The sequence below is a fragment of the Bosea sp. F3-2 genome (assembly GCF_008253865.1).
Classification (GTDB): domain Bacteria; phylum Pseudomonadota; class Alphaproteobacteria; order Rhizobiales; family Beijerinckiaceae; genus Allobosea.
Genome location: NZ_CP042333.1, coordinates 1 through 11,641, shown reverse-complemented (window position 1 = coordinate 11,641; position 11,641 = coordinate 1). Strand labels below are relative to the sequence as shown.

General features: G+C 60.1%; 11 protein-coding genes and 2 pseudogenes. 5 read left to right on the top strand and 8 right to left on the bottom strand.

Annotated elements, in window-relative coordinates; genetic code table 11:
- The first annotated feature begins 32 nt into the window (after positions 1-32).
- The 4 genes and pseudogenes from FQV39_RS32060 to FQV39_RS32045 form a co-directional block, all read left to right on the top strand.
- The gene (locus FQV39_RS32060; RefSeq protein WP_149134506.1) at positions 33-479 is read left to right on the top strand and encodes a hypothetical protein; all 447 of its coding nucleotides are present in this window, start codon (positions 33-35) and stop codon (positions 477-479) included.
- Positions 480-759: 280 nt separating this feature from the next.
- Positions 760-2,166, top strand: coding sequence for an ISNCY family transposase (locus tag FQV39_RS32055; RefSeq protein WP_149134505.1), 1,407 nt, complete (start codon positions 760-762; stop codon positions 2,164-2,166).
- Between the two features lie 293 nt (positions 2,167-2,459).
- Positions 2,460-3,629, top strand: a complete 1,170-nt coding sequence (locus FQV39_RS32050; protein WP_149134504.1) for an ATP-binding protein — start codon at positions 2,460-2,462, stop codon at positions 3,627-3,629.
- A gap of 259 nt (positions 3,630-3,888) precedes the next feature.
- Positions 3,889-4,353 (top strand): annotated as a pseudogene (locus FQV39_RS32045) (transposase); the annotation flags it as partial.
- 62 nt (positions 4,354-4,415) lie between these two features.
- Here FQV39_RS32045 and FQV39_RS32040 read toward each other — a convergent pair.
- From FQV39_RS32040 to FQV39_RS32020, 8 genes and pseudogenes are all read right to left on the bottom strand, one after another.
- Complete coding sequence (locus tag FQV39_RS32040) at positions 4,416-4,787, bottom strand: antitoxin Xre/MbcA/ParS toxin-binding domain-containing protein (protein ID WP_187640407.1); 372 nt, start codon at positions 4,785-4,787, stop codon at positions 4,416-4,418.
- Positions 4,784-6,682 (bottom strand): AAA family ATPase, encoded by a 1,899-nt coding sequence (locus FQV39_RS32035; protein ID WP_149134502.1) that lies wholly within the window; start codon positions 6,680-6,682, stop codon positions 4,784-4,786. The genes FQV39_RS32040 and FQV39_RS32035 overlap by 4 nt, the downstream gene beginning before the upstream one ends.
- Positions 6,679-7,617: a GIY-YIG nuclease family protein gene (locus tag FQV39_RS32030; RefSeq protein ID WP_149134501.1), complete on the bottom strand. Its 939-nt coding sequence runs from the start codon at positions 7,615-7,617 to the stop codon at positions 6,679-6,681. Before FQV39_RS32030 ends, FQV39_RS32035 begins: the two co-directional genes overlap by 4 nt.
- 761 nt (positions 7,618-8,378) lie before the next feature.
- Positions 8,379-8,501 (bottom strand): DUF6634 family protein, encoded by a 123-nt coding sequence (locus tag FQV39_RS34300; protein ID WP_349238615.1) that lies wholly within the window; start codon positions 8,499-8,501, stop codon positions 8,379-8,381.
- A gap of 38 nt (positions 8,502-8,539) precedes the next feature.
- The gene (locus FQV39_RS33455; protein ID WP_187640406.1) at positions 8,540-8,710 is read right to left on the bottom strand and encodes a hypothetical protein; all 171 of its coding nucleotides are present in this window, start codon (positions 8,708-8,710) and stop codon (positions 8,540-8,542) included.
- Between the two features lie 730 nt (positions 8,711-9,440).
- Positions 9,441-9,683 (bottom strand): annotated as a pseudogene (locus FQV39_RS34050) (IS3 family transposase); the annotation flags it as partial.
- A 209-nt stretch (positions 9,684-9,892) separates the two neighbouring features.
- Positions 9,893-10,495 carry an RES family NAD+ phosphorylase gene (locus FQV39_RS32025; protein WP_248313573.1) on the bottom strand — a complete coding sequence of 201 codons (603 nt, stop codon included), beginning with the start codon at positions 10,493-10,495 and terminating at the stop codon, positions 9,893-9,895.
- 64 nt (positions 10,496-10,559) lie between these two features.
- Positions 10,560-11,099, bottom strand: coding sequence for a hypothetical protein (locus FQV39_RS32020; RefSeq protein ID WP_248313572.1), 540 nt, complete (start codon positions 11,097-11,099; stop codon positions 10,560-10,562).
- Between FQV39_RS32020 and FQV39_RS34190 the strand changes: the two genes are divergently transcribed.
- The gene (locus tag FQV39_RS34190; RefSeq protein ID WP_282570363.1) at positions 11,073-11,204 is read left to right on the top strand and encodes a hypothetical protein; all 132 of its coding nucleotides are present in this window, start codon (positions 11,073-11,075) and stop codon (positions 11,202-11,204) included. The genes FQV39_RS32020 and FQV39_RS34190 overlap by 27 nt on opposite strands.
- Positions 11,205-11,641 lie beyond the last annotated feature (437 nt).

Genomic DNA, 11,641 nt, shown 5'->3' with positions numbered 1-11,641 from the left:
GAAGTTCAGCACGGTAACGGCGGGACGGGCGCATGCTTCATGGAATGGAGGCGTACGTCCAGGTTTTCGAGAGCGTGCTGGGCATGGCCCTAGGGACTTGGTTCACCGATCTCGGCCTCGGCAGCGATCTTTCCGATCTGTACTGGCGCTACAAGGGGTCTCCGTGGTTCGAACGCCTTGTGATGATGGAAATGATCCGGCTCTCCTCCATCCCGCGCGTCCAAAATGGGTTCGACGCTCCATCGACCCCGTTTCTGGCGGTCAACCGCATTGACAGCGTCAAGGTGCCGTCCTTCGACCTGAAGGGTCAGAAGCTCGGAATCGAGGTGCGGTTCGATCTGGAGGGGATGGGCCTGTGGGAGCACGTCCTTTCGGTGTTCGTCTCGACGCCGGAGCAACTTGCGCGGGATCGCGAGCAGGCGCGTTTCCACAATGACAAGATCAAGCGAATCGAGGGAGAATATGCAAAGCGCGAGTGACTTCGTCCCCGCTTAAAGTGGGCGTCCGCGGCGCTCGATGTACGCGCTCCATCTTGCAGTTGTGTAGCCCAATTAAACGTCGCACGCTCCACAACGCTTAATCGGGCTACACAACGCCCTGTACGACGTTCAATCGGGCTACATCGCGCGCGCAATTGGGAGCCACATCGACTGGACTCATTGGGAAATTTGGCGTGGCAGCGCCAATAATCGGGCTACTCGGCACGTGGCAAACTAGGAATGTCACACTCCTCCGCCGTGACGTGCGTTGGAGTCTGGCATGGGCTGGGTGGAGATGAGCGAACGGGAGCTTCGCCGCGCTGAGGTGCTGGCATCGGTCTTTGCGGGCCGATTGACGATGACCGCGGCAGCCGACCTCATGGAGGTGACGCGGCGCCAGGCGCATCGGCTGGCGCGACAGTTCGCGGATCACGGTGCGGCGGGCCTGCGCCATCGCGCTCGCGGGCGACCCTCCAACCGTTTGCTGGGACCGCATGTTCGCCAGATGGCCATGGCCTATGTCACTGAGAGCTATCGGGATTTTGGGCCGACCTTTGCGAGCCAGATGCTTCTTGAACGCCACGGCTTGAGCGTTTCCCGGGAGACGCTGCGCAAGTGGATGAGCGAGGAAGGTCTCTGGCTTTCGCGCAAGCAGCGGCGTCAGTTTCATCAGCCACGGCTTCGTCGCGACCATTTTGGCGAGCTGGTTCAGATCGACGGCAGCGAGCATCGTTGGTTCGAGGATCGTGGCCCGCGATGCACGCTGATCGTGTTCATCGACGATGCGACGGGGCGCCTGGTCGGGCTTCGTTTCGTCCCATCGGAGAGCGCCTTTGCGTATTTTGAGACGTTGAAGGGCTATCTGACGAGCCACGGACGCCCCCTCGCCTTTTATTCCGACAAGCATTCCATCTTCCGGGTATCGAAGCCGCAGGCTCGAGGCGGTCAGGGCATGACCCAGTTCGGCCGAGCCCTGAGCGAACTGAACATCGAGATCCTGTGTGCGAACTCGAGCCAGGCCAAAGGGCGGGTGGAACGCGTGAACCGCACGCTGCAGGACCGTCTCGTGAAAGAGTTGCGGCTCGAAGGAATCTCGACGATCGAGGCGGCGAACGCCTATCTTCCTGCCTTCGTGGCGCGCTTCAACGAGCGCTTTGCGACGGCAGCAGCTCGGCCGGAGAATCTCCATCGCCCGCTGGAGCGGGCGCCCGCACAGCTCGACACGATTCTGGCGTGGCGGGAACAGCGCTATGTCACGCAACAGCTGGCGCTTTCCTATGACAGCAAGCGGATCATTCTGGACGAGACGCCGCTGACGGCCGGGCTGGTCGGCAAATACGTCGAGACCTACGAGTATCCTGATGGTCGGCTCGAGGTGCGCTGGAAAGGCCTCGCGCTGCCTCATCGTATGTTCGACAAGAAGCAGCGCGTGACGCACACGGCGATTGTCGAGAACAAGCGGCTTTCGGAAGCTCTTGCGTGGGTGAAGGCTCGCCAGGCTGAGATCCGACCGGTGCGAACCAAGACGAACAGCGAAGCCGGCGGCTACATCCCGCGCCCGAAAGGACGCCGAGGACCGATCTCTTTCGCCGATCGCCACGCCGCGGCGAAAAAAGCCAATCGCACCGCCTCTGCCGGCGCTGCTGCGAAACATGAGCTCTCCGCAGCCCCGGCAGAGGCTCCGTAGCGCCCTGTGACATTTCTAAATTGCCGAAACCTGAGACATTTCAATCCGGTTGCAACAAAGGATGTAGGCGGGGCGGGTTCAAGCTTGAAGTGCGTGTCGTGTAGCCCGATTGGTCGCCCTTTAGCCCATATAATTGCGCGGTGTTCCTCGATTGAGCGTCGTACACTCTGGATTCAAGGTCTGGCGGATGGGTTGAAGCGGGCCACTCTCTCGCCGGTTGGCGGCTTCATCAACTGGGGCAGCGGCAGAGATTTATCCTTGCAAATCCGGAATTAAACTCCATGATTGCAAGGATGATTGATCGCAGAATGGCTGGCGAGCTCACTACGCTCCTCGACGAAAGCCCCGCCGTCGCCCTGCTCGGCCCGCGACAGGTCGGCAAGACAACGCTTGCCCTTGAGATCGGGGAGCGGCGCCCCTCTCTGTACCTGGATCTCGAATCCGAAGGGGACCGCGCCAAGCTCTCTGAGCCAGAATTATACCTCGCCGGTCACGAAGATAAGCTCGTCATCCTTGATGAGGTCCAGAGAATGCCGGACCTCTTCCGGAACCTTCGCGGCCTGATCGACCGAGGCCGGCGCAAGGGCCTCCGCGCTGGCCGTTTCCTCCTTCTCGGGTCAGCGTCGATCGAGTTGCTGAAGCAGTCCGGCGAGACGCTTGCGGGGCGCATTGCCTATACCGAGCTCGGTCCGATCGACGCGCTGGAAGTCCCCCCTGCCGATCTCGATCACCTGTGGGTCCGCGGCGGGTTTCCCGACAGCTTCCTCGCCGCCAACGATCGGGCAAGCCTGCGCTGGCGACAGGACTTCATCCGAACTTATCTGGAGCGGGACATTCCGATGCTAGGCCCGCGCATCGCTGCCGAAACGCTGCGGCGCTTCTGGACAATGCTCGCGCACCGCCAGTCGGGCCTGCTGAACGCGGCCGAGCTTGCCCGCGCCCTCGGCATCGACGGCAAGACGGTGGCATCATACCTTGATCTACTGGTGGACTTGCTGCTCGTTCGCCGCTTGGAGCCGTGGCACTCCAATGCAGGGAAGCGGCTCGTAAAGTCCCCGCGCGTCTACATTCGCGACAGCGGCATCGTCCATGCCCTGCTAGGCATCACCGCGCTCGACGACCTTCTGGCGCATCCCGTCGCCGGCGCGAGCTGGGAAGGCATGGTGATCGAGACCGCCCACGCGGCCATGCCGGACGGTACGAAGGCAAGCTTCTATCGTAGCGGCGGCGGGGCCGAGGTCGATCTGGTTCTGACGCTGCCGGGAGGAGAACGCTGGGCCGTCGAGGTCAAGCGCAGCCTCGCACCCAAGGTCGAGCGTGGCTTCCATCATGCCTGCGAGGACCTGCGGCCAAAGCGCCGCATAGTTGTCTATCCCGGGGGGGAGCGTTTCCCGCTGGCCGGCGGCATCGATGCCCTGCCTCTGCCAGAGTTCGGTCGCGACCTTCTCTCGCACGGTTCCTAGAGCCGCGTCGGCGGTCGTATCGCGGCCTGGCGGTTGTAATCAGACTCTGTCGCCCGATTAAACGTCGCACGCTTCACAACGCTCAATTGGGCGACAGAGCACCTTGTGCGACGCTCAATCGGGCGACATCGCGCGGACAATTGGGAGCCATTGCACCCGAGTTGATTGGGGAATTCGTCAAGGCAACGCCATCAATCGAGCTACGGCTTATGCGACTTGCGAATGATCCCAATGGGTTATCAGTCGCAGGAACGCAGCGATGCAACGCACCTACTCCCAGTTGGACCTGGACGACCGTCGTAAGCTCGCCCGATGGCGCGGCATGGGATTGAGCGTCGATATCATTGCGGAGAAGCTCGGTCGGCATCGCTCGACGATCTTCCGGGAGCTCCGGCGCAACGCCTTCATCGACAAGGAATGGCCGGAGCTCGACGGCTACCATTGCGTGACCGCTCATGACATGGCCCGCGAGCGGCGCACCAGGCTGAGGAAGCTCGTCCGCTTCTCGCATGTGCGCCAATCGGTGATCGAGCGGATCCAGCACGGCTGGTCGCCACAGCAGATCGCCGGCCGGATGCGGCTCGAACGTCATCCGATTTCGGTCAGTCACGAGACGATCTACAAGTTCGCCTATTCCGCGGACGGCCAGGCCATCAAGCTCTGGCGACATCTGCCGGAACACCGCGCGCGGCGCCGTCCGCGTCATGTCAGGCGCCGGCATGGCCATGTGCGTCAGTCAGTGATCGAACGGATCCAGCACGGCTGGTCGCCCCAGCAAGTTCAAAATTACCAAGGTTGCGACTGAGTTTCCAAGTACTCTCGAAGACGCGTCAAGGCGTCCATTTCGCCCTGTGAGATCATTCCCAGAGGTGTCATCTCGCCAAATAATTGGTTGGGCCGTGACATCCAACCGTACCCGCGATCTGGATCGGAAAACATCATCCGCAAACCTTTATGGATGGCGATGAGCGCAGATACACGCTCCAAAATCGGGTCTGGGACTTGGTCGAAGACGCCAACCTTCCAACCAGCATAGGTCGGTCGGTTCACGCCTCCCAGAATGCGCCGCGCATCATCATCTCGGACTTGCCAGTTTTCGAGAATTCGCAGAGCGGTTCTCAGCATTAGATGTTGCTCCGCTTCAGACATGACGGTCATGAGCGCGGAGCCAATGACACAAGGTCTTCCCCGCTCAGTACCCGACGCTGAATGAGAGCTTCGGCTATCGTCTGCAACTGAAGTCGATGTTCGGACAGTAGCGCAGTGCATCGCCCATCGAGGCGCCGGAGATCTGTTTCAACGATCGTCTGCAGCCGAGGGTTTGCAACCAAGGTAGATGAATCGAACGCGGACGCCAGGTGGATTAGGCTCTCGCCGAGACCGAACGCGCCATGCTTGGCCGCCAGCAGTTGGGTTGCGACTTTGAGGTCGGTATGCGCTCCAGATGATGCATGTCCCAGCAGAAGTATTTCTGCGCCCCGGCCTGCGAGGTTTATCAAAACTTGATCCTCAATCTGCTGGCTAGAAACGGCGCCTTCCAGAGGCTGCATCTCGACGCATCCCCCTCGCCTTTCGTCCCCCATAGTGGTGACATATTGGACGCGCCGGCCAACGAGGTAGGCGACGAGAGCGTGTCCGGCCTCATGAATGCAGATTCTTCTCAGCTCCTCGCAATCCTTTGAAGGAGGCAAGAACTGATCGGTAAGGTCCTTAAGTTCAAGAGTTCGCCCCGCCTGCCTCGCAGCAGCGCGAGCGGACTTAACCAGAAGCTGAATTCGCGCGCCGGTCTGACCCTGGGCGAGCCGAGCGATGGCCGAAAGATCAGCACCTCGGAGGTCATCACCCAGATGGAGCTGGAGCATCTGAACGAGAGCGTCATGGTCCGGCGGCAGTATTTCAAACTGTCGGTCGACGCGGCCCGGACGAAGGATTGCATCGTCAATCCTGTCGATCATGTTGGTCGCTGTTAGAATAACGACCCGGTCACGGGCGTCGTCGAGCAGCTTCAGAAAATGATTGCACACTGGTGTCCACCAGTCTCTCCCCCTACCTGTCAGCGTTTTCCGATCCGGGAGAGCATCGAGCTCGTCGATGAACAGTAGACTCGGTCCTTTCTCCCGGGCTTCCTGGAAAGCCTGATTGAGGCCCTTGACGATCGAGTCGAGATTTCCTGATGTCGAAGCAAAAAGCTGACCGAGCGACGTCGCTATCAGCGGAAGTTTGCAAGTCCTGGCCAATGCGGCTGCGAAGTAGGTCTTACCAACTCCGGGCGCTCCATGCAGGATCGCAGCAGTGCTGATCGTATCCCAGCCGATAGCGCCCGCGCGGAACAACTCCAGCTCGCGCGCTAGCGTGAGACCCCATTGTTTAGCAGCCCCGTATCCATACAACTGCGACAGATCCGGTCCTTGCTGGAGGTCAAAGATCGGTGCGGCGCTGGCCATGTGCAGAGCCTTCAGGCGCCGGATTGCCTTGCCAGCGGATTCGGTAGGCCGAATAGCCGCAACAATCGCCGTCGCATCTCCGACGAGTTGGATTTCAGAGGGCAGTTTGGGCGTTCGCCGCAAGCCATAGATCGCTTTCAGCGTGGCACCCAATATCTGCAGATCAGGCGGCTCCACACGAACGTGATAGTCAGTTGCCGAGAGGACTGCGGAACTGACACCGCCTGTCCCTTGGGTCGTCAAAATGACAAACGACTGGCGAAGTGCCATCGCGTTACGCAAGCCGAGATCTTGAAGTGACAGCGTCTTCGAGCGCGATTTAACGTCGTTGATGATGAAGTCGGCCGGTCGGATCATCTGGCGAGCAGCGTCCTGCACGAGATCCATCCAACTCGTGGGGACCTCTATCAGCAAAACGAGCGAACGCCTGCGTTTGATGTCCTTACTCAATGCGGGCGGGCAAGCTGCGAACAGCATACGACGTGCAAGCTGCTCTCCGGGCGTGGGCGCGCGGTCAAAGAAACGAGCCTTCACGGCCGCTGATTCCGACGGCGCGCTATGCTCCTCAACATCGTCTTCGATAAGAAGGTCGTTAAACGTGTTGCTCACGTCTCTTCTCCATCGCCGAGATTGAAGTTTGCGAGCTTCCAGCTGTGATAGCCGTCTGATTTGCGGCCAGTGACTAGGTCGGCGGCCCCGCGGTAGCTGAATACAGAAACATCCTGGAGCAGGACGAAAGCTTCACCGTAGGGCTCGCGAACGAGCGTGCCCGCGGCGATCAGCCGAGCGCGAAGCTCTCGCCCGCGTTTCGGGAGAGAGAAATGAATCTCACCGGCAATCCTTGCCCCCGCTAAGATTCGCATGGTGCGATCTTCGGCCTTGACCGCGAGCGCGTGGCAGTGTTCCCGGCGCAATTCGTAGACGACGCTACTCGCGATACCCGCTGGCGGCGGAGCAGGATCGTCCTTTAGGAAATCGCCTAGCCGTTCTTGCTGCAGTATGGTCGCGCAAGCCATGCCGGTCATTGGCTCGATGGGGCTTAACAACAGAAGCGCATCGCGGAAAAAATTTTCCGCCACAGCCCGCACATCGAGTGGAAGGTCGGGGTAGGCTGGCGGCTTATTCTCGACTTCAACCATGCCTGTCTGAATTAGGGCTTGGATTAAGCGCTGCTCGATATACTGTGCTATGTCCTCGCGCAGCTGGTTGTCGGTGCTGACCACTATCGCGATCTGGACGTACCGGGGATAGTGGCGGTCCCGCTCGTGACTTGAGAGGCGCGTCAACAGGTTCTGAGCTTCGCCGACATAGATGCGCATCGCCCGATCGCCCGCGTCGGGAGCAATCAACATGTACACACCGCGTCGAGACAGTTCTGGCCATTCGGCGACGCGTCTGAGCGCGTCTCGAGGAAAGGTTATCCCGATGGCATCAGAGTTTCCCAAGCGCCTGACCGACGGGCCCAGAGGGTCATGGCTTTCCAGAGTCACTTGAACAGATTTGATCCGGCGGAACGGATCGTCGAAAGCGGGTGCGGTTTTCACACTATGCAACTCCCAAAAGCAATTATTGGCCGGTTCAATGGGTAAAGGATGCGGTCCGCCTCAGGGTCGCTGTAATGCGCGGCTGCGCGACCGCGCTCAGCAGTACGGCGAGGCCATCGTTCGGCTCACGAGAGCTCCCGTGTGCGCCTGAAGCCACCCGATCGCCGTATGATCGTAAGCGGGAGTCGGTGGATGTAATGTCACGCTTCCTGAGGGCAGGATATCGTCCTCAGATCCGAGAAATACGGCACCTGACGAGATGAGCTTGTAAAGGGCATCCAGGCTGTCTGGACTATCAGTGCAGAGTCTGGCGCAAGCGCGTAAAGATGCCTGCTGAACATGGGAGAGGTAGTCGAGAACACGTTCCTCGTCGCGATGGTCGATTGAGGCCCTCGCACAACGAGCTAACTCGCGGGCTCGCGTCCATTTAGGTTCTTGCCGCAACTTTTCGGGTGTTGTGTCCAACAACCAAATCCCGCGCTGCGCTAAACCGTGATCGACCTCTCCCCACACGCGACGAAAGCCCCTATCGCGTCGAACATTCGGACTTTGGGCGCTGACGACGAATAGCCCGGCTTTATGATTGAGGTAGAATGCGGCGACCTCGTCTAGGATCGCCGCCTTATCGGGTGAGACAACGGTCTCGAAATTGAACTCCGTATATGAGGCAACCATTGGGTCCGCTTCCATATGGACGAGCAACTCGAATGCACCGTCCTTGTCACAGCTGAACGAGCCGCATGCTTTGGTTCCGCGCACCCTCATTGAGTGCACTCCGGCACTGCGTCTGAGTCAGAAACGTTATCGAGTCGATAGAAGCGAGAGAAGGTCCGCGCCCAGCGTCCGTCCGGGTCAATCATAAAAAGTTGGGACGTCGTGATCATTCGGCGGCCCAGACGGGGATGATTGCTAGCGACGCCAATCAAACAGGGCACCGAACGCTGCCCGATGACGCCTCGAATGGAAACAGCCGAAGCGATTTCTTCGGGGTCGGCTTGCTGCCGTTGACGATGGCTGCCAGATCGTCGGCGAGATTGCGTAGAACGCTTATGCGAGCAAGCGCGATCGCGCGCTGTTCGGGGCTATCGAACACGGGTGAAAACTCCTGTGGCTGTAAGCTTGGGCGGGCGTCTCAGCCTTGTGAAATAAGGAATCCACAAGGATTGTTCACGCCAATCTGGCGTGGTCCATGAATCAGAGATTTATTCCTTGCTAGGCAATCTGCTTCGCACGCAACGCCTCATTAACGGAGGCCCTTGCACTGTTGAGGGAAGCGGCGGTCGCCGACGGGTTGTGGCTGACCAAGGCGTACCGCTGCTCTACGCGACAGGACGCAGATGGACGGATCTGGCTTCAAAGACGCCTTGACCCAACTAGGCTACACACAAGCGTCTTTCGCGCGTGAGCATGATATGCCATTACGCACGGTTCAGAATTGGGCCAAAGAGGGCCCTCCTGACGCTATGGCACATGTACTACGCCTAATGCTCCGGCAGATAATCCAGCCGCCGCATCAGCTTCCGTTCGAGTCCGAAGACGGCGGAACGAACGAGGCGGCGCAGGCGCTTGATATGTCGCTTCGGATACTCCTTGACCGCGCCAGCCGGTCGGGTTGGCCGGTGGAGGTCACGTCATCCGGTGCCATCGCATGGTTCGTTCGACAGCTCGTGGCTAAGCGATAGATCGAACCTGCACACACAATATCGGCGCTACAGATTAAGAAAAGGTTACCAAGTAAGGGGATTATTCGTCGCCGCACCGAGCATCGAGGCTGTGAGCGCGCCCTAGCCTGCCGCCGGTTCTTTGGACGCTCAGATAAACTAAGCTTGGGTACGCATCAGCCTCTCGATCCGCTGCAGGTCGCAATCGATGCCTTCCGCCCGCACGTCCCGCCAGACACGTCTACACCATAGGTCCGATGCGAACCAAGAAAGCTTGCCCGGATCTTGTTGCCGATCTCCTCGTCGTCGCGTGCTTGACGGCTCGGTGATCGGTTGAGCCAGGCATGGAAGCCCGAGCGCTACATCCAGCGCTTCGCTAAGCCCTGCCAACGGCCAGATCGTCGCCGAATACGCCACCTCCGGTTTCATGAAATACCCGATCACGGTGTCCACGAAACCGGCAGCAGGCGATTTTTAAACTGCTGCTCTACAAGCGGGTCTGGCGCGCTTGGACGGCTCCAGTTGATCCCGCAACCCCAACTTTGTGAAGCCCTTTTGACGATAGGACGGGTCTTTCGGCTTAGGGCTAAGAAAGATCGGACCGGGATGGGCCATCAGCGGCGGGAGCTGATTAAATTGACGCCGATCCGTTCTGCGAGTGTCAGCACATCGTCGTAAAGGTCCTGCTCGCCGAGAAGGCTGCGCGGACTGCCGGAGGATATGAGCTCTGCCGCACCAATCCGGTTTCCGAACAGGACCAGTGCTGAGGCCCGGTCGTCCTGTCGCGAAATCCAGCACAATCCGTCGATCTGCGGACAGGCGGCATGGATCGCCTCGGCCCACAGCCGGGTCTGGGGATAATGGTCTTTCTCGGTGTCGATCAGCTGTTTGCGCTGGACCCCGAGAGACCTCAGCGCGATCGCGCTGAGGTCAGCGAGGATGAGGTCGCGCTCGGGCGCCAAGAGGGAATGGACCTGCCCCTGCAGTTTCGCCTTGTCGAAGGTTTTCAGGCCCGGCGCGAAGGGAACGTCGTGAAACACGGTTTCCATGGCGGCGCAATCGAATGAGGTGCCGCCATAGAGGGTCGGGATCGCGGCTCCGTTGCCATCCGTGATCGGGCTGAAGCGGGCATTACCGCGCAGGCCGGGGTTGAAGGCGGCGGGTGCATAGAGATCGAGGTGAATGCGATGAATGACCTGGCCTTTCGGCCAAGTCATGGTCTTGACGAGCGAAGCCAGGCTATTTGGCGGAGCGGTAAGCTGCGAGCCCGAAGGCGAATTCCTAACCATGGAGGATGCCGGCAACCTCGTCCATGGCGGCGGCAATCACCTTGTCGGGCTTGCTCAGCAGCAGGTCCTGGGGGCGCTTGCCTCCAAGGAAGCTGTTGACCGAGGCAAACCAATAGGCCCGCGCCCAATCGTCCTTGTGCCCCTCGAAGGCGGCGAGGACCTGCGCCAGCGCCTTCACCGGCCGGTAGCCCGTAGCCGGATCGAGCCCATAGCCCGGGAAGTAGTCGATGCCGCGATGACGGACCGCAAAGATCTGGCCGTCCTTCTTCCATTTATTCGGCTGGGTGCTCGGGTTGCTGGCGCTGAAGCCCGCGGCCTTCGCGACCTCGGCGGCGGTCAACCAATCCCCGCCTTCCAGCACGGCCTTGCGCGCATCGGCGGCCATCCGCGCCTCGATCAGCTTGTGGCGCGGCAAGGGTACATCGGGAACCAAGGCCTCGAGGATCGCTGTCCAGGCCTCGTTCTGGCGACGTTCAACGATCGAGCCGACCAGGGGAGCCAATCCTTGCAGGGTACGCGCGAGCGCCTGCACGGCATCCTGGCTGCCATGTTCGAAGGTCAGCGCAACGACCTGCTCGGCCTGGTTTCGATCGAGTTGACGGCGTACCTGTTCTGGCGTGCCGCTCAGGGTTTTTGACTCCTATGATTTCGCTGGTTTTGACGGCAGCGACCATGGCCGCGGCCTCCTTTGTTGATTATCACGATTATCTAGATAGGACTATATCCGCAATAATCAAGGATATTCAAGGGCGCATTGGTGAGCCGTCGACTGGCATTCTCGTTGAGCCGCGGGCTTTCAGAGCGACGGCCTGGATCGTTCGCGTTCAGCCAGGCTGGCGCGAGGATGTTGGCTATGCAAATATTCGCGCGGGGAGCCGTGTGCAGCGGCTCGTCGGCCATACCGTGTAAAGCCGCGACTCTTGCTCCGCACTGCGAGCAGCGTCGGTTCGGTGCTGATGCCGAATATGCCAATCGTCTAGTCTGTAACCGCCGCCTCGGCATGCCAGCGGGTGCACAGGATTGATCGGCGGTTCTTCTCGGCGCCACAGATTGGCGAACCTGGTCCGTCGCGCA